Here is a 22,321-nt window from a genome sequence, read left to right as displayed (position 1 = left end):
TTTCAAACTGTAATCTGTTAACATTTCTTTTCCTCCTGCTCTATAATGTTCTGATTCAGCTCTATAAACAGCTCTTTATTCCCGAAACCGCCGGACTTGGTAATCACTTGAACCGGCTGATCCTTCCAGATCATCTCGGATAATACGACACCCTGGCTTATTTCATACAGCGGTTTGATCCGGCTGATCTTTAAGACCTGCATCGACTGAAACAGTGTATCGCCGCCGGTAAATAGTAACGTCCGGTTAACCTTTCTGTCCAGCAGCTGTCTGGACAAATTCCCCAGGGACTGCGCTATCCTGAAACGAAATTCGGTAGGCAGAATGTTGCGGGATGCTCCGTATGCAGACAAGCTGTTCATCGTATAATCACCGAGCGTTTCAAAGATTATTAATTCGCTTTCAATAACGGCCTCAAGATAGGCCTCCAGACATTCCTGCCCCTCCGGGCTCTCCCAATAGTCAGGCTCCAGAAGCTGACGGGGGCTTAGAGAATAACGCTTACATTTTTTCTGTTCAGCATACTCAATTTGCTGCTTTGTAATAGGATTAACAGATCCGCAAATGACCATTAACGGTGCATTGATAACAGCCTTTTGAGTCATTCTGTCTGAAAAAACGGCATCTGCCAAGATTTTGGCAAACCCGGCACAGCCTATGGTAATGTCTGAAAGGTGATGCTCCTTTATTATCGTCATAATTTGCAGCAGGTCCCCGTCTGTTTCACTGTCAAACAGCAGCAGGCCCGCTCCGGCTTGACCGATCTGAGCATCACGGATCAACTGACTATCCAGATTAGCCTCATCCTGCAGCCTTTTCGGGATATTGCTTTCCGTAACCGGTTCATAGGGGTCCTGTCCAAACACACTTTCCGAAACCAATTGTCCGTCTATATAAAGATTACCGTTATTGACAATCCGGTTGATCTCCGGAAAGGCAGGAATAAACGGAATCTTCTTATCCGGGAAATGATCCAGGACGGCTTTGATTTCACTGCTGATATTTCCCCTCAAGGCAGAGTCCACTTTTTTATAGATAAACGGTACTTGAACCTGCTTGGACTGTTCGATTATCTGACTGACAATGTTGTAAGAATCAGCAAAGGACAGATACCGGCTTTCCGTATCAATAACCAGAACCTCCAGATCATCCTCCAGCAATCCGTAATCAATAACCGGTTCTGCTGTAACCATGGTCTTCACACCCAGGTTCGCAAATTGTACTCCCGTATCTAAGGCACCGGTAAAATCATCAGCGATCACCAGCAATTTCAGCATCAGCTCACCCCCTCTTGTTCACACCTTTATTTTATAGCTGCGCTAAAAAGGATGTAACCTCAACAGTAAATGAATTGTTTCTTTTTGAAACACATATCATTTATTTCTATTATTATTTTTAAATCTGCATTATAATCGTTTATAAATGAAACACTTCTCAGAGGAGGGCAATCAGGATGGCCAACAAAATTAAACTGCTCGGCATTGCGCCTTATGAAGAATTGAATCATTCCATGACGGTTATCGGAGAGCAATTCGGGGAAATCGATATTCATATCTATACCGCCGACCTGGAAGAAGGACAGCAGCTGGTATCAGAATTATCTGAAGAAAACTACGATGCGATTATTTCCAGAGGCGGTACTGCCAGCTTAATTCACCAGTCGGTCTCCATCCCTGTTATAGATGTATCTATTTCCGTGTATGACATTTTGGGTGCAATTAAGCTCGCCAATAACTACACCAGCAATTTTGCCATTATAGGCTATCCCAGCATTACCGAAACGGCTCATCTGATCTGCGATATTTTGCAATACAACATTAAGATCATTACCCTGGATAATCCCGTAAGTGCCGATTACCTGTTAGACCAGTTAAAAGCGGAGCAGTATGAGATGGTGCTATGTGACGCCGTTACTCACAAGATGGCCCTCAGCAAGTCCATTAATACCATCCTGATTACCTCCGGAATTGAGAGCATCAAGCATGCCTACCGGCAAGCCATCTCACTGGTTAATGACCTCAAACAAATCAGGCAAAAAAATGAGCTGCTGACCGCCTGCTTCCATACCCAGTCCCAGAAGGTCACCATTTTCGATCAGGAGCTGCAAACGGTTTTTACGAATATCGATCCTAAGCTGGAGAAATCGATCCGTCATTTTCTCGCTACGAAAAACAACTTAGAGGGTGAACAGCAGTTTTATCACACCCATAACACACAGGTTTATCAGTTGAAAATAAAGCGGCTGGACCTGGAGGACGGCTACTTTCTGTGCGAGGTTAAAAATTCAACCCCGCCGCTCATAAACAACAGCTTTGGTGTAAGCTACATGAATAAAGCTGAGGTCGAGGAGATTATCAATAAAAAGCTTTTATTTACCTCTTATATTCAGGAATCCTCTAAACATCAGCTGGACAAATTGGGCTCCCATTATAATGCCATGCTGATTTTTGGAGAAAGCGGCACTGCCAAGACAAGCCTGGCCTACACAGCCTATCTTAAGCAAAAAAATCATACGAGCAATCTGATTGTGATTCATTCCGAGCTGGTTAATGAACGGACCTGGAAATACCTGCTCAATTCCTCCAACGGCCCTTTGGTCGAAACGGGAAATACGCTCCTGTTTAAAAATGTGGAGCAGATGAGCATTCAGGATGTAGAACGATTGCTGACCATCATCAGCAACACCAGGCTGCTGCAGAAAAACAATATTTTGTTCACCTACAGTACAAAGAGTGCGGATAAGGACAAACAGATTTTCAACCGGATTATGACAGAGGTGGATTGCGGCAGTATTTACTCGCCTTCCATTGAAGAAAGAAAAAATGAACTGTCCGGGATTATCACCCTTCTGCTCAACAAAATCAACATTGAATGCAACAAGGAAGTGATCGGCTTTGATCCTAAAGCGTTAAGGGAATTGCTCAGCTTCAGCTGGCCGGGAAATCTGAATCAACTGGAGCAGACGGTTAAAAAGCTGGTGCTGTATTCCAACTCCTACTATATTTCTGAGTATCAGGTGCTTGAGCTGTTAAAGCATGAACGAACAGAATCGCCGTCCGTAAATATTGATTCTAATCTGGCCCAGCATCTGGTTGAAGACAAGACGCTTTTTGACTATTCAAGAGAAATTGTCATCGCTGTTCTTGAGCAGAACAAAGGCAATCAGACGAAAACAGCCAAGCAGCTCGGGATAAGCAGAACAACCCTGTGGCGTTACCTCAGAATAGAATGACAATCAAGGAGCAAAGAAAAACACCCGGCAGGTAAAAATTACCTGGTCCGGGTGTTTTTTAATCGTTGAGATTTGTGTGTCAAACCATTGCCGGCAGCACCTTCCTACGGATTAACCGTTTACAGGAAACATAAGCATAGCGCCGATACAGATCGCAAGAATGCGGATTAGATACATCGGTACGGAGAACATCCAAAACTGGGACAGCTTATATTTACCCATCCCCAGAATCATTGCCGGCATCCCGTCGATTGGCATGTATCCGCCGTTCCATCCGGATATGGCAACTGCAGCTGCGGCAGCGACAGGATTAAGTCCCAGGCTCAGGCTGGTTGTAATTGCAATCGGTGCAAAGATGAATACAGACCCCATATTTGATCCGGTAAACGTAGAGCAGGTGCTGGTTAGCAGGGCGAACATTAGGATCAGAATGAACGGGCTGATGCTTGAGCCTAGCCCGGCTGCAACCGCTTCCCCAATCATTGTTGTAAAACCGGAGTTTGCCAGAGCATCAGCCACACCGATTACACCGGCCATCATAAGGATTACTGGCGCACCCATATTGTTACGGACTTCTTTAAAATCAAGCACATTGATAATCAACAGGAAGGCTCCGGCAAGTCCGGGAATGACATAAGCAGCATTACCAATCTGGCTCATAAGCATCATACCGATCACACTGATGATAAAGGCAGCGATCGTGCTGTTTTCCTTCCATGCAGGCAATGACGAAGTACTCGCCTCCATTACCTCCTGGTCATCTCCCGAAACTCCGCTGACCGGATGATCTGGCAGCAGACGGTAAGCAATCAAGGTCCACGCCAGGAAACCAAGGGAGAGAACCAGATTTACCACAGCAAACTTTGCCATGGACAGGCCGCCGGCATAACCGGCCGTCTCCAGTACACTGACAGTAACACCATAGAAAAGCGCTACATTGAAAGGCACCAAAGGATGATTAGTAGCAAAGCCCAAAGGCATCATCAGCTTGGAGGTGGGCATTTTTTTATTGTAAGGGATGGCAGAAACGATGGACAGAATGAGTACATAATAACCGGTGGAACCGGAGCCTGCCAGGCTGGCGCCCAGCATAACGACCACAACCAGAAGAACATAGCTCTTGTAGCCGCCCTTATTGACGAGAGCGACCATTGCGGACTGGACCTTGCCGATAAAATCCGTTTTCATCAGTCCTGCCATAACGACCATGAAACCGGCAATCATAATCACGCTGGGATTTATAAATCCGGCAAAAGCCTCCGGAACAGTGGACAGGCCGGTGACTACCAGTAACAGACAAGCTATGATCGGGGGTGCACCGAAAGCAAATTTGTCTGACATGATCATTACAATCATCAGGATCAAAATACCCAAGGCGAGAATCATTTCCATTGTCATTGTTGTTTATCCTCTCTTTATTGGATTGAATAATGGGTATGTTTGAAAGCGCTTCACATGTAAAATAATAATCTCTTTTATGTTATTAATTGAGCATTTTGCATAATTCATTTCCAGGAAAAAGATAAGGCTATACTGCATGATAAATTTAGGTTTTGAGAAAAGAAGAGCAAAAATGGACAGACGGGCAGAATTTGCGGAAAGGCTAAATTTAAGCGGCAGTTACGACTCTTTGTCTCGATACAGCGAGCGCAGAAGCAAGCAGCACAATGGCATTCAAATATTGGTGAGTCGTAACTTTTTGAATACCCCAAACATGCAATTGGTCTGCGGTTAGATAGGTCTTCATTCGAGAATTACAGCGTTCTACACTGGTTCGCTTGTTGTAGAGTTCCTTCCAGCCCCGACTTTCTCGGTGCGGCATTGCATAGCGGCGAAGGTCTTGCTGAGTGTCGACCTTGACCACCATCCCATAATTGGAAGTGGAGCAAGCCGTCATGCCTAAAGGACAATCCACTTTCCCCGTAGCGTGTGGACAACGAAACTTCAAACGTTCCTTTTCCTGTCCCCAATACGTCATCGGAAACCCCATCGAACAGCAAGGTGTCCCTTTGCTTGTCATACCTGCAGGGGGTTCCTTTTCATTCCGCGGATTCATTGGAATAATCGCTTGGGCCTTGACGCTGCGAGCCGTTTCGTAGTTTTTCATTTGGTCATATCCTGCATCCAGCATGAAAAAACGAGGCTTGAATCGTTCGACGGTTCGCTTCATGAGTGTAGGTCCCTCATCGCCATCATTCACATGAGCAGGTGTAACGTTTAGGGCAATCGGAAGTTCACTCTTCGTATCGACGGCCAGATGCAGCTTATAGCCAAACCACTTAACTTTGTTGCCAAACGCATCGAGTTTTACTCCCCAATTGGCATTGCCGGTGAGTTCGCTTTTTCGCTTAGGTTCTTTTTTCTCGTAAGCGTGAATGGCTGCGCTGTCGATGGCGACATGAGTGCCGCCTAGGATTCCAGCTTCTTGGCACTGAGCGACAAGATCCTCAAACAACTGCTGGGCGAGGTTTTTGCGAGTCAAGTCGGCAAAAACCCGGCTTAACGTAGAGATCGAAGGGGCGAAGATGTCCAGCCGAAGTCCACATTGGTAACGGAAACGAAGGTCAAACTCCAGTCTACGCGCTAGGCCGGTGAACGTATCGATGTTCTCTAAGGGAGCCGCGAGTAATGCGCGAAGAATGCCTTGACGGCAGTGCCCATCCGCTCCTCGGGGTGAAGGGTTTCTCAATTGCCTCGCATACGGTCGTAAGTCCAGTGCACTAAAAAAGATAGGCAGTCGTTCTTTCGATTCGATTTTTTGAAGCTCCTCAAAGGAAAATAGACTTTCTTGGAGAATATACAAAAGGGGCTTCCTCCTCTTGAGTGTTTTGGTTTCGTCACCAAAAAACTTCTCCAAGTTGGGGTGAAGTCCTTTTTTATATCCAAAATCCCTTTGTATAGCAAGGGCTTAGATTAATGCAAAATGCTCAATTAAGAAAATCAAAAGGTCTATTCGTTTCTTTTTGTAACACTTTTATCAATTATAGGCACTTTTCGAAAAAATAAAAATCAAATCGTTTCATTTGTTAACAACTTACTGAAATTCAGATTGAAGAAAGTGGTAAACAAAAAAAGCCATACCAGCGCCGAAGCACTGACATGGCTTTTTGTTCATTTATAAGCTTACCGGTTTAACAGGCTGCCGACATATTTCAGCAGCTCGTTGGCGCAGATCGGGCAGTAGTTATGATCCTCCATCAGGCGTCTGGATACCTCGTTGATCCGTTTCAGCTGGCTTTCATCCGGCGTCTTGGACGAGGTGGTAATCTTCACGATATCCTTCAGATCGGTGAACAGCTTTTTCTCAATCGCCTCGCGCAGCCGGTCATGATTGTTGTATTCAAACTTCTTGCCTTTGCGGGAATAAGCCGAGATGCGGATCAGGATTTCTTCGCGGAAGGCCTTTTTGGCATTTTCGGAGATACCGATCTGCTCTTCAATCGAACGCATCAGCCGCTCATCCGGCTCCATCTCTTCATCCGTAAGCGGATCACGGATTTTGGTCCAGTTGCAGTACGCCTCGATATTGTCGAGGTAGTTCTCAAACAGTGTTTTGGCTGATTCTTCAAAAGAGTAAACGAATGCCTTTTGCACTTCGCTTTTGGCGAGAATGTCGTATTCCTTACGGGCAATGGAAATAAAGTTCAGGTAACGCTCGCGCTCTTCTTTGGTGATCGAAGGGTGGGAATCCAGTCCGTCCTTGATCGCCCGCAGCACATCCAGCGCATTCATGCACTGCAGGTCGCCCTTGATCAGGGCACTGGAAATCCGGTTAATGACATACCGCGGATCAATCCCGGACATGCCTTCATCCAGATACTCGGTCTGCATTTCCTTGAGGTCGGCTTCCTTGTAGCCTTCCACCTCTTCGCCGTCGTACATCCGCAGCTTTTTAATCAGGTCCATGCCCTGCTTCTTGCTGTCCTTCAGCCGGGTCAGGATGGAGAAGATCGCAGCGGCCCGCAGGGCATGCGGCGCAATATGCACATGCTTCATATCGCTTTGGCCGATCAGCTTGGCGTAGATTTTTTCCTCTTCCGATACTCTCAGGTTGTAAGGCACCGGCATAACGATCATGCGGGACTGCAGCGCTTCATTCTTTTTATTAGAAATAAAGGACTTGTATTCTGTTTCATTGGTGTGGGCCACGATGAGCTCATCTGCACTGATCAGTGCGAACCGCCCGGCCTTGAAATTGCCTTCCTGGGTCAGGGACAGCAGGTTCCACAGGAACTTCTCATCGCATTTCAGCATTTCCTGGAACTCCATAAGGCCGCGGTTGGCCTTGTTCAGCTCCCCGTCAAACCGGTAAGCACGCGGATCGGATTCCGAGCCGAATTCTGTGATGGTCGAGAAGTCGATGCTGCCGGTCAAGTCGGCAATATCCTGCGATTTCGGATCGGACGGGCTGAAGGTCCCGATGCCGATACGTTCTTCTTCCGATAAAATAACACGGGTAACCCTGACCTGCTCGATGTCGCCGTTGTATTCATTTTTCAGCCGCATCTGGCAGGACGGGCACAGGTTGCCTTCAATGCGTACACCGAGCTCGCGCTCAATCTCCGGACGAAGCTCCAGCGGAATCAGGTGCAGCGGCTCCTCATGCATCGGGCAGCCATCAATTGCATATACGGCGCCGGCATCGGTACGTGAATACTGCTCCAGGCCGCGTTTTAAAAGTGTAACCAGTGTTGATTTACCGCCGCTGACCGGACCCATTAACAACAGAATCCGTTTACGGACATCGAGCCGGCGGGCAGCGGAATGGAAATACTCCTCCACCAGCTTTTCTACTGCACGGTCAAGACCAAAGATCTCCTGCTCAAAAAACTTATACCGCTTGCGTCCGTTAATGTCCTCCACGCCGTGTGATTTGATCATGTCGTATACTCTGGAGTGAGCCGTTTTAGCGGGAGAGGGGTCTTTTCTCAGCAGTCCTATATAATCCTTAAAGGTGCCGCTCCACGCCAAACGGTCATTCTCAGCCCGATACGAAGCTATACGCTCAAAAATGTCCATTGCTCGCTGCCTCCTCTTGCGCTCCTACTTGCTCTATTGGCTTTAAAAGTGTATTACATACCTATGCGGCAGCCCGGGATAATTGACCTCTTTTTTGCTGTGCTATAATAGAGAATCATTGTGAACAATAGAACTTCACATAATCACGTTAACTGTACGGGTTAAACCCTAGACGCTATATAATGGGAAAAAGCGGTGTTCGAACAGGAAATCTGCGGGGAGTGACTACGATGGCGATTAAAAATGAAACGGAGCTGTATGCTCCTCTTAAGGCATATTTCGAGCAGTATGGCTACTCGATCAAAGGTGAGGTGCGCACCTGTGACCTGGTTGGCCTGCGCGAGGGTGAGGATCAGCCGCTGATCGTCGAGATGAAAAAAACGTTCAACCTCGCCCTGCTGCTGCAGGGGGTTGAACGTCTGCGCCTCAGCCCCAACGTCTACCTCGCCGTAGAACGCGTCCGCGACAAAAAAGGCGCGGTGAACCAGCGCTGGGGCGAGCTCACCGGGCTGTGCCGCCGGCTCGGCCTCGGGCTGATCACCGTCGTCTTCTACAAGACGAAGGATCCGCTCGTCGAGGTGCTCGCGGAGCCGGGTGACGCGCCGCCTCAGGTACGCAGCGGTGCCCGGCGGCGCGAGAAGCTGCTTCTCGAGTTCCGCGAGCGCAGCGGGGACTACAACACCGGCGGCAGCACGCGCGTCAAGCTCGTGACTGCCTACCGCGAGAAGGCGCTGCGCGTGGCACTCGCGCTGCAGGCCCTTGAGGCCGAGGCTGCGCTCGGCCTCGCTGCGGGGCGCGGCGGGCGCAGCCGCGCGCGCGGAGCAGGCGCGGATGCGCCTGCCGGGGACCCGGCCGCTGCGCCGGGCCGGGCGGGGATCACGCCCGCCGAGCTGCGCAGGCGGAGCGGGGTGCCTGGCGCTGCAGCGATCCTGCAGCGCAATTACTACCGCTGGTTCACACGAGTGAACCGCGGCCGCTACCAGCTGACGCCAGCCGGCACGGCTGCGCTGGTGGAATACGCCGCGATCGCTGAGATCAGCGCGGGCAGGGGGTAGCGCCGCAGCGGGCTGCTGCGCGTAAAAGCAGCAGGCGCAGGATAGCATGCCCGCTGCTTTTACGCGGGTGCCTCCATGCGGCACCCTGCGTATGCGCGTGTCTGCAGTGCAGTAGTCGTGCCTTCCGGCGTACTGCCAGCCCGGACACACTCTTTGCTCTCCATTCAACATCCCACCAGCCCGAGCGCACTCTTTACTCTCTGCTCCTAGCCACCACCATCCCTCACACCCTCCCCCCAGCCACCCAACGCAACTTTAACTGCACACCATACAACTAAAATGCCTGTTTTTCTTCGAAAATGTAAAATAGATGTATTCCGGAGACAATTTCATAATTCAAAACCCTTGCTACGCCTGGTTTTTTTGAGTATAGAAAAAGGAGTACCTCCCCAAGTTCTCGAAGTTATAGGCGACCAAACCGACACCCGAGAACAAAAAAAGGAGGTAATCCCTATCTACTCTATTCGACAAGAAGAGCTGTTTTCCTTCGAGGAATTGCTCCAAATGCGCCCGGAAGATAAATATAGTCAAATCTTTGAACACTTAAACCTGGCTCCGGTCCTTCACGTACTCCGGAAAAAGAACCATCGTGGACGGCCACAGGAGCTAAACCTCCCTGCCATGATCTACTCGCTGCTCATCTCAAAAATGGAGGGCATTGAGTTTGTTTCTTCTCTGGTTAGACGCCTTAAGCACAGCGAGGAATTTCGGGTGCAGTGCCGGTTTACCGGCTCAAACCCTATTCCGAGCAAGGCTTCATACTCCCGTCTAATTTCTGCGCTTGAGCAAACGGGAATGCTTGAGCAACTGCAGGATAGCTTGGTGCTGTCTGCCATGGAAGAAGGCTTTATTACGGGCACGCACCTTGCCGTTGATTCCTCCATTGTTGAGGCTTGGGATTGCCAATTCAGTGAATCTGCGTCGAAACGCCGAGCGGCCCGCCGTACCAAAAAGCCAAGTGAAACGCCAGAAATTCAGCAACTGGAGTTCGAGAATGTCGAGCCAGAGCCTCAGCCAGCGAACGAACCGCTTAAAAAACCAGTCTACCGACGTGGGCGGGCTTCTGCGGAAGAAAAAGAGCGCCGGCGTCTAGAACGGGAAGCTTATGAAAAGACTCTAGCACCCTTTGAGAAAACGATTGAAGCGATGCTGCCTTACACCTATGACGAGCTCCTGAACACGATCCCCCGGCACGCTGCACGCTTTGACAAGAAAAATACGAAGGGCAGACTCACCAGTTATTACGGATTTAAGGCGAACGTACTGGTCGATGCGGATTCTCAGTATGTGCTAAGCGGTGTTTTTAGTTCGGCGAATCTGAATGACCAGCGGATGGCCGTCCTGCTTCTAAAGGGGCTACACCTGAAGTTTCCTGGGCTGAAGGTGAAGCATGTCTTGGGCGACAAAGGGTATGACAGTTCGGCCATTTACCAGTTGATTCATTCCTTAGGCGCTTTTCCTATTATTAAAATGATTCACCACAAAAAACCGCCCGAGGGGATGAACCAGGATTACACCCCTGTGTGCTCGCAGGGACACGCCTACCGTTACGACAGTTTCGATACCAAATACGAAACGCTGCGTTACACCAGGCCCAACCATTGCAAAGACTGTCCGTTTTCTGCATCCGGCTGCCAAAAAGTGTTTAAGATTCGAATCCAAACCGATTTGCGGAAGCACGCTTACCCAGCAAGAGGGAGCGAGAGCTTTAGGCAACTGTATAACAAACGAACGGCTGTAGAACGTGTTTTTGCCTACCTCAAAGAGTATTTTGGGATGAAGCGCACACGTCACCGCGGCGTCCGGGCAAGTGTCGATTTCCAGCTCAGCACATTGGCCTACAATTTGAGTAAGTTTGCGCTAGACAAGTTGAACAAGCAGTTGAGTAACTCCCAGCAAGTGGCCTAACTTTTTTAAAAAACAAACTCAGATTTTGGCCCAGTCTTGCTATCCAGCAAACTGAATTATGAAATTGACTCTTCCGTGCAGCTAAAATGTGCCAAATCGCCTGATTTAGTCTTTTTAGCCGATTTTAACTGTACAAAGTACACTTATATGTTGTTAGCAGAAGAATTTTCTGATTTTAAGTGTACAAACTGCAACTAAACTTCCCTCCTGCTGAGCTCCCACATCCGAGCAACTCCCGAAGCCCGGAGGAAAGACAAAATTATCCGGTTTATCCCGGGTCGAGGGATCCTCCGCAGCCAGCGGCTCATCGAGCACATACAGACTGGCCTCCCTGGCAAAAGCGAGCGAGAGACTCAGCTGCTCCTTCATCCCTTTTGACAGCGACTTTACCTTGTCTTTTAAGATTCAAGCCAAGTGCGCCGATCATATCACTGGCTTTCTCCCGCCGGATCTTCAGCTCCAGTCCGTTCAGAGCATTCTTGCGGCCATAGCTTTTGCTTAGGCCCTTGCATTCCAGTATGTTTTCCACAGCCATCCTCTTCCTGCCATCCTTTCTGTTTGAGCCTGCACCAGCTTTACTGCTTCAGCAACCTCTGACCGTTAGAGCAGCTCTTCCATAAAATCCCTGAAGCATCACTGAATTTACACATTTGACGATTCCTTTACCTTCGTTCTAAGTAGCTCCAGCGCTCCTTGAAAAGAAATTGCCTTCCTCCCCCTTCATCTCCGGACGCAAAAAAGCAAGCTCCATCCCGGATGGAGCCTGCCTATCTGCTTCATATTTACCTTTAGTCTGTCCCTTCCCCTCAGCTGCGGGCCGTAAACTCTGTCACTGCCTCGCTCATCAGGTTCATGCCAAGCAGCAGCTCATCCCGGCCGGGATGGCTGAAATTGAGGCGGATGCGGTTGCTGCCGCCGTCAACACTGCAGAGCTGGCCAGGCAGGAAGGCGACGCCTTTGGCCAGTGACACCTTGAGAAGTGTCATGTCATCCAGCCCTTCCGGCAGCGAGACCCACAGGAACATGCCGCCCTCCGGCAGGTCATATTCACTGTTTTTCCACGCCGGACGCTTCAGCAGCTCGGTCATCAGCTTCAGCCGGGTATGATATTCACGGTTCAGCACAGTGATGTGCTCCCGCAGATTAAAAGCCGTTACATCCAGCAGATAATGCAGCAGCCGCTGATTCAGCGAGCTGGACTGCCAGTCCGCCATCTGCTTGGCCGCAGCCATCATGGAGATCAGTTCGCGGCTGCCTGCAGCCCAGCCCGTCCGCAGGGCAGGTGCGACCGTTTTGCTAAATGAGCCTATGTAGAGTACGTGGCCGCCTTTGCTGACATTTTCCAGTGCGTAGAGAGAAGGATATTGCGCTGCCGGAAGTACACCGCTGCCGCTCCGCTTAAAATGCAGATCCCCGTAGGAATCATCCTCAACGATCAGCAGATTATGGGCGGTACACAGCTCAAGCACCTCCCTGCGCCGTTCAAGGCTCCAGAGAATACCGCTCGGATTGGTGTAGCTTGGCGTTGCAAACAGCATCTTGGGCCGGTGCTGATGAATCCGGGTGCGCAGATGATCCGGCAGCAGACCGTCACGGTCTCCCTGCACAGGAATAATGACTGCCCCCTGCATCCGCAGCGCCTGCAAAATTCCCGGTGAAGTCGGATTTTCCACCAGCACCCGGTCTCCGGGATCAATGTAGACCCGGGACAGCAAGTCAATAGCTTGTTGACTTCCCGTTGTCAGAAGAACTCCGCCTTCAGCAGCGTGTACTCCTTTGCCTTTCAGCCAGTCACCGGTCAGCCACTCCCGCAGCGGCGCATAACCTTCAGGGTCACCATACTGCAGTGCACCCGCATCAGCCGAGATTACGGTCGAAGCTGCTTCTGCAAGCAGTGATAACGGGAACAACTCTTCCGCCGGCAACTCCTCTGCCAAAGAGATTAACGTGCCGCGCCGCGACTGGGTACGGATGCTAAGCTGCGGTGAAGACACCAGCGTATGCGCACGGGCAGAAAACTCATACTTCATATGTTCCCCCCTTCCCTCGTACCAAGAATATTCCAGCCTGGACGGCAATATGTCGCCTGAACCGGCTTACGCGTAGATTTGCTTATTTTGCCGCGAAAAGAGTGCAAATTTCTCAATCGCCTGTGCTCTCGTCGATACATCCAGCTTCACATAAATTTTGCGGAGATAATTATCGATGGAACGCCGGCTCACTTCGATTTCAAGGGCAATTTTGTCATACGTGATTCCTTGCACAATCCTCTCCATAATAAACATCTCGGTCTGCGTCAGCTGCAGCACGCTATCGAGCCCGCGCGTTGAAGTTGCCGGCCGGTAGCCCTTTTGAATCCAGTTCAGCGGAAGCGACAAAAACCCTTCCCTAAGCCCTCCGATCATCAAGAGCAGCTGCCGGGAGGATGCCCCCTTGGATAACACTCCGCTAGCCCCGAGCTCAAGCAGCGGCTGAAACAGCTCGCTGTCTTCCTCTTCTGTCATAATAATAAAATGCGCTTCCTCACAGCAGCTTTTCAGCTCCGGAAGTATTTGCTCTACATTGCCTTCCGGCATCTGATAATCGGCAAGCACCAAATCCGGCTGATGCTCCTGCACACTGCTCAGTCCATCGCTCCAGCTGTTATGCATACCAAGAACGGTAAGCTCTCCTCCTTCCTCCAAAATCAGTTTAGTACCTAGCATACTTGTGGGATGACATCCCACGATGACCACCCGCCAGACCTTCATCATTAATCCCCCAAACCTCCTGCTGTCTATATATTTACCCCGAGTGGAAAGCGCTTTAAGCGTGTCTTGCTGATACGCAAGCAAGGATGGTTGTTGGTGTATGTAAGTTTTTTCCTTCTTTTTCCTTGAATACGCCCCTCAGATATTCCAATCTATAGAAATTGTATCGCAGTACTTTAATAGGATGCAATTACTTTTTCACGTTTACATTTCTCTCTTTCACTTTTGCGAAACTTATAAAAGTCTGATAGAATGGGAACTTGAAAAAAATAGCTTGAGGTGATGTTAAAATGCAACCGCTAGCGGAATCGACCCCTGTACACTCGCGGCGCACGGCAGCGAGAAACGGCCCTTCCGTAAAATGGTTTTTACTGTTCTGGATTGTTATGATTGGAGTAGGTGCCTATGCGGTGTACAGCTACACCAACCATCTGAAGCAGCAGGTGCTGACGGAGCTTGGCAACCAGAGCCGGCAGCAGCTTACCGTTTTGCAAAACGATTACGAAGCACGAATCGCCGTTCTCTCCGAAGAAGTGAAGGAGCTGCAGAGCACGGTGCAGACCTTTAACGAATTGCTGACGTTTACCAAAGACAATGCAAGCAACAAAACAGACAACAGCAACAAGCTCTACACCCAGCTTAGTGAAGTCAAACAGCAGCTGGATGCCCTTAAGAAAGAGATGGATCTGTTAAAATGATGACGCCTGTCAAAAGAATCAACCGCTTTTTTATGCTTCTGACGGCGCCTCTTATCGGACTGTTGATTGTCCTGTGGGCACATCAGCCTAAGCTGATACTCGATCTGGATACCGGCCAGTTTGCTGCCGCTCCCGGACCGCTTGAACAGACCGCCTTGCTGAAGCAGGAGCTGCTTGCGGCCCAGGATTCCGCGTCCTATACCATTGACGCCATCGGGGCTACCGCACACCTGTATAACCAGACCACGAATGCCATGAACTCGCTGGTTACGACAGCTGCAGCCCAGGTATCCCGGCCGGAGCTGATCTACAACAGACGGATCACAGCGAAGCTTGGCATCCCTGCGGATGTCATCAGCAGTGACCGGATTACTATTGAATTGTACCGGCTGAACCCCGGAAACTATAAAGCATATGCCTTAAAGATCAGGCTGAAGGATGCCGCAGCGATGAAAATGAGCCTGGCCGGTGACGGCACAGGCCAGTCCGAAACAACAATGCAGGCCGTTATGCGTAGTGGTGCAGTGGCCGGCATCAACGCCGGCGGCTTTGCCGACCAGAACGGCAAACGGTATCCGCTCTCCACTACCATTGTGAACGGCAGCTATCTGTACGGCTTTGAACCGACCTACAAGGATCTCAGCTTCGTCGGCCTCAGCAAATCCGGCAGGCTGATCGGCGGCAAATTCAGCAGCAAAGCACAGCTGGACCAGCTCGAGCCGGCATTCGGCGCGACCTTTGTGCCTGTATTAATCAAAAACGGCATGCTGCAGCCGATTCCGTTAAAGTGGCAGATCAGTCCCAAGCGTGCTCCCCGTACCATCATCGGCAAGTATAAAGATGATCAGCTGCTTGTGCTGGTTGCCGATGGTTATAATGAGAGCGGTACTTCCGGAGCAACTCTGATGGAATTACAGAGCAAGCTGTGGGGTATGGGTGTCGTTGATGCTTACAACCTGGATGGCGGAGGCTCCTCATCGCTGATATTCCGGGGTAAAGTCATCAACAAACCGTCTGACGGAAATCTCCGGCAGGTACCTACTAACTTCCTGTTCTTTAAATAGTTGACTCAATACCTTAATCCGTCAACGTCTTTTCTCTCTTTTTTGCTTTTAATTTAAGACTGCGGCAGGTTATAATCAGGATAACGTTTACAATCCTTTGTGGAGGTGTCCATTATGTCGTTCTCCTTAACCTTTTGGATTGTCACTCTTGTGCTCCTGCTGTTCCTGGCCGGTATATTAACCGCTGCCTACAACGACGATAAGACCAAGGGCTTATAACGGACGGAAGCTGAACTGCTGCTGCTGCTGCTGCTCCAAGCCCAAAAAAACGCCGCACAATGTGCGGCGTTTTTTTAGCGTTGGCCTGCGGGGTACACCGCAGTACCGTACTATGTAAGAATACTGCTTACCACTTTCCCGAAAGGAAGGGGAGATAACTAAGCGTGTCTAGGCAATTGTGTCATTTCTGTAAGACAATCCGCACAGATATAACGCTCTTTATACTCGCTTACGCCTTCCATCGATCCGCAAAATACACATTTGGGACGATAGCGCTCCAAAATGATGTGGTCTCCCTGCACAAGAATTTCTACCGGGTCTCCTTCATTCATTTGGTACCTTTTACGCAGAGACTTAGGCAGAACAATTCTACCCAGCTGATCTACTTTACGAACTACGCCAGCAGGTTTCATATCTTACGTACACCTCTCCTGTTCAACTATTAATAGTAGTTACTACTTTTTTCGGCAGTATTCTTCTATTTCGTGATTCTTATTGTCGAATCCTGCTGAAAAAAATAAAAAAAGTGACTACTTTTAAAAAAGTTCCGGAAAGTCCAGCTGACGGAGTGCTTCATACACGATAATTGCTGCCGAATTGGACAAATTCAGCGATCTGACCGCCTGTCCCATCGGCATGCGCATCGCGGTTTCCTTACCTGCCTCCAGAATCTCAGGCGACAGGCCCTTGGTTTCTTTACCGAAGACAAAGAAATCCCCGTCCTGGAACGTAAAGTCGGTATAACGCTTCTCTGCTTTGGTGGTAGCGTAGAAAAAACGTCCATCGCTGTATTTTTCCAGCACCTCAGCGAACGAATCGTGATATTCAATCGTGACAGCATGCCAGTAATCCAGCCCCGCCCGCTTCAGCGTCGCATCATCGGTGCGGAAGCCCAGCGGCCGGACCAGATGGAGATGGGTACCTGTTGCTGCACAGGTACGGGCAATATTGCCGGTATTCGCCGGAATTTCCGGTTCAACGAGCACAATGTGTAATGCCATAATGATAAACTTCCTCTCTGTAGGCTGCATTAGCCCTGTGTTGTGAGTAAACATAAAGCTCTGGGATGACAGACGGGCCGGTTCAATACAAGCAGAAGACCTTCCGCCTGAATAGCGGAAGGTCCGGAAATTTCATTCATTAGCCTTGAGTCTGCCGGAAATGATTCATGAAATCAGTAAGCGCCTTAACGCTCTCATAAGGAACGGCGTTATAGATGGAGGCACGCAGGCCTCCGACGCTGCGGTGTCCTTTGAGGCCGATGAAGCCTTCCTGCTCGGCTGCCTTGACGAACTGCTTCTCCAGTTCCTCGGACTGCATCCGGAAGGTAACGTTCATAATGGAACGGCTGCCTGTTTCCGCTACTCCGCGGTAGAAACCGTCGCTGCCATCGATGTGATCATACAGCAGACCGGCTTTGTCGCGGTTTTTGGATTCGATGCCGGCAAGCCCGCCTTGCTCCTCAATCCATTTTAACACTTCATTGACCATATATACAGAGAAGGATGGCGGCGTATTATATAGAGAGTTGTTCTTATAATGTGTATCGTAGCGCAGGATCGTCGGAATGTTCGCAGGTGATTTGGCAATCAGCTCTTCCTTGGCAATGACCACAGTCACCCCGGAAGGTCCAAGATTCTTCTGCGCGCCGGCGTAGATCAGTCCGAATTTATTGACATCAATCGAGCGGCTCAGAATGTCACTGGACATATCGGCAATCAGCGGCAGCGAGCCTGTATCCGGATATTCTGCATATTGTGTACCTTCAATCGTCTCATTGGAAGTAATATGCAGGTACGCTGCATTGTCAGCCGGTTTGATGCTGCTCAGCTCAGGAATAGCCAGGAACTTCTTGTCCTCTGAGGATGCGGCAACATGCGCTTCTCCAACCAGCTTCGCTTCCTTGAGTGCCTTGTCCGCCCAGCTTCCTGTCATTACATAGCTGCCGGCCTGGCCGCTGGAGATGAGGTTCATCGGGATCATGGCGAACTGCGTGCTGGCTCCGCCCTGTACAAACAATACTTTGTAGCCCTCAGGATTACCGAGCAGGGAAAGCAGACGCTCCTGCGCTTCGTTATGCACGGATTCGTATATTGCCCCGCGGTGCGACATCTCCATAATAGACATTCCGCTCTCCCGGAATTCAACAAACTCCGCCTGTGCGCGTTCCAGTACTTCAAGCGGCAGCGCCGCCGGTCCTGCATTGAAATTGTATGCTCTCTTGCTCAAAATTGCCCCCATCCTTTCTCTCCTACGAATATGGATATCGCTATGATAGCAGCATTCCAACACGCCAGCAAGTATAATTATTCACATGTGGCGTAAGATGATCAGGCGTCAGAAGGTGAAAAACTGATAGCTGCGGCTCCAATCCTTGCTGTGACGCGGTAAAATGCTGATGTCCGCAAAAACCTCGGCAGAAATAACGTGCCGCTCCCCCCATAGAGCCATCCGCTCCGGAGTGAAGCTTCCGCTCTCACGCATCCCGGCTCCGCTCGGCTTATGGACCAGTTCCCAATACCACTGCGCATTCTCCTTCTTAGAGCCGCCCAGCCGGCAGTAGAATGGGCGGTCAGGCCGCGCATTCCAGCTGATCCGGTCTCCGGATACGCGCAGCAGTCCAGAAGTATAGGAGGATTCAGGCTCATGGATTACGGCTTCTCCCGGCAGTCTCAACTCGTATTCTTCCCCGGCTGGCGCCCGGTTGATTCCAATGAAATTATGATTGTATTCTTCAGTATGCAGCGGTTTGGTCCCGGTATTCTCCAGCGAATAGGCAATTGTGAGCCGGTCCCCGTCTAGTGAAATTCGTTTGGTCAAAAGAAAGCTATATCCCCGGCATTCTGCAGACTCTACCTTATAGACTATTTCCTCCCTGCTGCTGTCCACCGTAATCTGAGAGGAGATTAGCGGATAGGTTCCGAAAAAATCATAGGGAACCTCTGCAAGCTTCTGCAGCAGTCCTACTCCAGGCTTCGGAAACCATTCTCCGGCAGCCGCTTCCGCATAGCCGATTGGCCGGGAAATGCCAAATTCGTTGCACAGCCCGATTCCGCCGCTGCCGTGTCCTGCCTGCAGACTCTCCGGAACACAAAAGGTGTGCATTCCTTCCTCCAGTGTGACCTGTGTAATAAATCCGGTCCAGTCGAACCTGGTGCCCTTGTAGTCGCCGGGCTCTGCAATATCTACAGTGAGAATTCCATTTGAGAGCTGGTGTGCCATTATCCCCCATCCTTTCAGTACAGCTGATTCTTTATACTCCTGAGTTTATCAAAAAAACGCCTGCGGCACCTAAACAGGCAGCGCAGGCAATCCTTCATTATTCATATAAATCAGGCAAGCTCAACCTTCAATTCATGAACCCGGCCTTCCGGCAATGCCTCCAGTACGTCCCGCGGGATCAGCACACCCTCTGAGACGCGCTGAAGCGTCACCACAGCGCCGTTCAGCGTGATTCCGTGTATTTGGTACTCCCCGTACCCGGCGCTTCCTGTGGACGAATAGGCCACCTCCAGCTCACGTCCGGCAAAAATCGTCTTAACCGAAGCTTTTCCCTCGGCATCAAACTGCTCCTTGACCAGCTTCGGCGCCAGCAGCAGGTCGCCCAGCCGCCCCTTAACACCGAACACTTCCGTAACCATCGTCAGCAGCAGCCAGCTGGCCGAGCCGGTCAGATACGTATACATTCCCCGGCCTTTTTCATTGATATACTCCGGAATCCCCGGATACATCCGGCTCAGCTCAAAATTCTCACTCAGGCTGTACAGCGATTCAAGCACCTTGTAGCCTTCACGGACAAATCCCCGTTTATACAGCGCATTCCCGTACATTACGGTCATATGGCTGAACATTGCCCCGTTCTCTTTATGGCCAAAAGCAAACCCGAAGGCACGGCCCAGATTCTGCTGGATGCCGCCAAAATCCGAGTTCAGCCGGTAGCCGATTTTGGCATCGAACAGGTTTCTTTCCACGGATGCAATCATGTGCGGAATCTGCTCATCGGCTGCAGCGTGGCCAAGCAGCGAAAACACCTGTCCCGTGAGGGTCATGCGGGCACCGCCGGCCGTCTCTCCTTCAACCTGTTCACCGTCGTTATTGTAATAGCCGTTAAACCAGCCTCCGCCGTGAGTACTTTCCACCCATTCATTGCTGCGCAGGTGGTTGAAAATCCACTCTGCCTTAAGGGTCAGATCATCCGCCACCTGCTCAAGCTCCAGCTCTGCGCGGATTCCGCTCACCGCGTTCGGTGCAGCGGCGTAATACCGGCTTAGCCGCTCCTGTTTCGCGGATACCGAAGCATAATCCACACTTTCACCCAAAGAGTCCAGCAGCAGCACCAGCTCTTCCGCCAGCTCCAGTTTATTGTTTCCGGTCCGCTCTTTCAAAGTGCGCAGCAGACCGGAAAGCTCGTAGAGATTATCACCATAGAAGGCGGTAAAGGTCACACTCTCCCCCCGCTGGGCCGCCATATCCAGCCCGTCATTCCAGTCCGCACCCTCCAGCAGAATATTATTGTGCTCGCCTACATTGAAGAAGGGAACCAGATTCTGCAGCAAAATATGCTCCAGAATCGTTCCTGTATAAACCTCTCCAGTACGGGTGCGCAGGCTGTTTCCTGCTGCAGGCTCCCAGGAGCTGTCGCGTTCACGGCAGCGGCCCATGAAGGAATCCCGGAAATACGTCTGCTCCTGCAGCAGGAAATCCAGGTCACCGCTCTGATTCAGATACAGCAATGTAGTCATAAACGGCCAGGCCCCATGATCCATCCATACCCGCGGGATGTTATTGCGGTCAGCGATGAATTCTCCGGGCTGTTGTCCGATGATGGTCGCATTGCTGCCGTCTATTCTCACCCCCGCATAATTGTTCAGCAGCAGGCTGCGTACATCATCCGGCTCCATGATCAGCAGAGCCAGACAATCCTGCCATAAATCACGCCAGCCCCGTCCGCCGCGGCCATAATCGTGATAGGGCAGGAATGAGTTCCCGTACAGTCTGCGCAGCACAGGCTGCAGGGTAACCCACTTCATCCACTGGTCTACGCGCTCATCCCCGGTGCGGAAGGATACGGTATTTACCTTGTCCGCCCAGAACTGCTTGTTTGCTTCCAGCCGGGCATCAAAGGCAGCGGCAGAGCCGTACTTCGCCATCAGCCCGGTAACATCCATCCGCTCATTCCCGATGGCCATCACGACTACATACGAACGGCTCTCACCGGGCAGCACCTCAGCTGTTGCGAACCTTAATCCTCCCAGCGCTTCATAACCTTCACTATGCACAGCTCCGTTCTGTCCAGGCTGCGGCTCAGCATTTAGTACTACTGCTTCAGGCCAGTCGAGATTGCCGCCTTCGCCGGTAAACTCTTCTTGCACAGGGAAGAAACCAACAGGCTGCCCCCCCTCTCCATCCACGCCGAATACACCGTAAGCAGTATGATTCACCCGGTGGCCCCGTTCGTCAAAAGACAGCGCCGGCTGAACCTCAACACCATAAGCGGAAGTGTAAATGCGGTTCAGCAGCGAAGTGACATGCCGGTGATCCCGCAGATCGTCTGCTGAACGCGCATACAGCGGAATAGCTGCAGTCGGTGTTATTTTGATACCCTCTGCTCCCGTATTCGTCAGTACTACCTTCATCAGCTCTGCCTTGTCATTCCCCGCAGGAACGAGGCTGGTCACTTCGGCCTTAATACCCAGCTGCCGGTTTTCCCTTGTGACCTTATGCCATAACAGCCCTGCTTCCAGCATAGAATTATCTGCAGTCTCCGAATAAGCCTCTGCATGCTGGCGGGCTGAATTCCCGGCTGCCGACCAGGCACCTTTACCGTCTATGTAGACCCAGAAATTGCGCGATGCCCGTGAAGTATGCAGATCCTCTACAGAGAGCGGCGGTGTCAGAAAGGTATTATGTCCCGAGGTTACCTGCCCGTGAAGCTGCGGAGTGACCGACGACATCATACCGCCTTCATTAACCAGCGGGAAATACAAAAAGCTGCTCCGGTCAGGCTGTTCCAGGCGGAACTCGCCATTCTGCCCGGTAAACTGCCAGTTTGCTATTCTTTTATGCTTCAATAGATTCATCCTTCCAGAACCAATTTACGAAACCGATTTCGGTTTTATTATTGCACTGTCAAAAAATATTGTAAAGAGATTTTTAAATCCTTTCCTGAATATGTATAAACCAAGTCAGATATGCCAGTTAAATTCTTATAATAACAAGCTTCTCCTGAGGTATCCTACACTTTTCAAGCACATATGCGAACCAGAACCTGACGAAAACCAGTCCGAAAATGCGACCTCTTTTTTATTTAAAATACCTTCAGATTAACTAAAAAAGGGCTAGAATTGTAGTCTCATCAATTAAAGTAAGCACATTC

The 22,321-nt window shown here is 50.3% G+C and carries 17 protein-coding genes; 5 read left to right on the top strand and 12 right to left on the bottom strand.

What is annotated here, in order from left to right:
* Window positions 1-17 precede the first annotated feature (17 nt).
* On the bottom strand, window positions 18-1,277 hold the full coding sequence (locus tag NST84_RS08780) for a four-carbon acid sugar kinase family protein (RefSeq protein ID WP_342565214.1): 1,260 nt from the start codon (window positions 1,275-1,277) through the stop codon (window positions 18-20).
* Between the two features lie 176 nt (window positions 1,278-1,453).
* On the opposite strand from NST84_RS08780, the gene NST84_RS08775 reads away from it, so the two are divergent.
* Window positions 1,454-3,232 carry a PrpR N-terminal domain-containing protein gene (locus NST84_RS08775; RefSeq protein ID WP_342565213.1) on the top strand — a complete coding sequence of 593 codons (1,779 nt, stop codon included), beginning with the start codon at window positions 1,454-1,456 and terminating at the stop codon, window positions 3,230-3,232.
* A 111-nt stretch (window positions 3,233-3,343) separates the two neighbouring features.
* On the opposite strand, the gene NST84_RS08770 is transcribed toward NST84_RS08775, so the two are convergent.
* From NST84_RS08770 to NST84_RS08760, 3 genes are all read right to left on the bottom strand, one after another.
* Window positions 3,344-4,630 carry an SLC13 family permease gene (locus NST84_RS08770; RefSeq protein WP_342565212.1) on the bottom strand — a complete coding sequence of 429 codons (1,287 nt, stop codon included), beginning with the start codon at window positions 4,628-4,630 and terminating at the stop codon, window positions 3,344-3,346.
* Window positions 4,631-4,841: 211 nt separating this feature from the next.
* A complete protein-coding gene (locus tag NST84_RS08765) occupies window positions 4,842-6,035 on the bottom strand; it encodes a transposase (RefSeq protein WP_342562212.1) in 1,194 nt (397 codons plus the stop codon).
* A 320-nt stretch (window positions 6,036-6,355) separates the two neighbouring features.
* Window positions 6,356-8,251, bottom strand: coding sequence for a PrkA family serine protein kinase (locus NST84_RS08760; protein WP_342565211.1), 1,896 nt, complete (start codon window positions 8,249-8,251; stop codon window positions 6,356-6,358).
* A gap of 230 nt (window positions 8,252-8,481) precedes the next feature.
* Here NST84_RS08760 and NST84_RS08755 point away from each other — a divergent pair, with 230 nt between their 5' ends.
* Window positions 8,482-9,306, top strand: coding sequence for a DUF2161 family putative PD-(D/E)XK-type phosphodiesterase (locus NST84_RS08755; RefSeq protein ID WP_342565210.1), 825 nt, complete (start codon window positions 8,482-8,484; stop codon window positions 9,304-9,306).
* 363 nt (window positions 9,307-9,669) lie between these two features.
* Entirely contained in the window at window positions 9,670-11,214 is a 1,545-nt protein-coding gene (locus NST84_RS08750) for a transposase (RefSeq protein ID WP_342563863.1), read from the top strand.
* A gap of 304 nt (window positions 11,215-11,518) precedes the next feature.
* On the opposite strand, the gene NST84_RS08745 is transcribed toward NST84_RS08750, so the two are convergent.
* The 3 genes from NST84_RS08745 to NST84_RS08735 all read right to left on the bottom strand — a co-directional run bounded on the left by NST84_RS08745 (window position 11,519) and on the right by NST84_RS08735 (window position 13,967).
* Complete coding sequence (locus NST84_RS08745) at window positions 11,519-11,743, bottom strand: hypothetical protein (protein ID WP_342565209.1); 225 nt, start codon at window positions 11,741-11,743, stop codon at window positions 11,519-11,521.
* 277 nt (window positions 11,744-12,020) lie between these two features.
* The gene (locus tag NST84_RS08740) at window positions 12,021-13,244 is read right to left on the bottom strand and encodes a PLP-dependent aminotransferase family protein (protein ID WP_342565208.1); all 1,224 of its coding nucleotides are present in this window, start codon (window positions 13,242-13,244) and stop codon (window positions 12,021-12,023) included.
* A gap of 66 nt (window positions 13,245-13,310) precedes the next feature.
* A complete protein-coding gene (locus tag NST84_RS08735) occupies window positions 13,311-13,967 on the bottom strand; it encodes a response regulator transcription factor (RefSeq protein ID WP_342565207.1) in 657 nt (218 codons plus the stop codon).
* A 287-nt stretch (window positions 13,968-14,254) separates the two neighbouring features.
* Between NST84_RS08735 and NST84_RS08730 the strand changes: the two genes are divergently transcribed.
* Entirely contained in the window at window positions 14,255-14,662 is a 408-nt protein-coding gene (locus NST84_RS08730; protein WP_342565206.1) for a hypothetical protein, read from the top strand.
* On the top strand, window positions 14,659-15,726 hold the full coding sequence (locus NST84_RS08725) for a phosphodiester glycosidase family protein (RefSeq protein WP_342565205.1): 1,068 nt from the start codon (window positions 14,659-14,661) through the stop codon (window positions 15,724-15,726). Before NST84_RS08730 ends, NST84_RS08725 begins: the two co-directional genes overlap by 4 nt.
* A gap of 377 nt (window positions 15,727-16,103) precedes the next feature.
* On the opposite strand, the gene NST84_RS08720 is transcribed toward NST84_RS08725, so the two are convergent.
* From NST84_RS08720 to NST84_RS08700, 5 genes are all read right to left on the bottom strand, one after another.
* Entirely contained in the window at window positions 16,104-16,358 is a 255-nt protein-coding gene (locus NST84_RS08720) for an AbrB/MazE/SpoVT family DNA-binding domain-containing protein (RefSeq protein WP_342565204.1), read from the bottom strand.
* Between the two features lie 123 nt (window positions 16,359-16,481).
* Window positions 16,482-16,946 (bottom strand): tRNA (uridine(34)/cytosine(34)/5-carboxymethylaminomethyluridine(34)-2'-O)-methyltransferase TrmL, encoded by a 465-nt coding sequence (gene trmL / locus NST84_RS08715; RefSeq protein ID WP_342565203.1) that lies wholly within the window; start codon window positions 16,944-16,946, stop codon window positions 16,482-16,484.
* Window positions 16,947-17,085: 139 nt separating this feature from the next.
* A complete protein-coding gene (gene serC, locus NST84_RS08710; RefSeq protein WP_342565202.1) occupies window positions 17,086-18,186 on the bottom strand; it encodes a 3-phosphoserine/phosphohydroxythreonine transaminase in 1,101 nt (366 codons plus the stop codon).
* A gap of 96 nt (window positions 18,187-18,282) precedes the next feature.
* Window positions 18,283-19,167 carry a hypothetical protein gene (locus NST84_RS08705; RefSeq protein ID WP_342565201.1) on the bottom strand — a complete coding sequence of 295 codons (885 nt, stop codon included), beginning with the start codon at window positions 19,165-19,167 and terminating at the stop codon, window positions 18,283-18,285.
* A 110-nt stretch (window positions 19,168-19,277) separates the two neighbouring features.
* Window positions 19,278-22,016: a cellobiose phosphorylase gene (locus NST84_RS08700; protein WP_342565200.1), complete on the bottom strand. Its 2,739-nt coding sequence runs from the start codon at window positions 22,014-22,016 to the stop codon at window positions 19,278-19,280.
* Window positions 22,017-22,321: the final 305 nt, after the last annotated feature.

Origin of the sequence: Paenibacillus sp. FSL R7-0345 (genome assembly GCF_038595055.1) — a bacterium.
GTDB lineage: Bacteria > Bacillota > Bacilli > Paenibacillales > Paenibacillaceae > Paenibacillus_AQ.
This window is presented reverse-complemented; position numbering and strand designations above follow the sequence as displayed.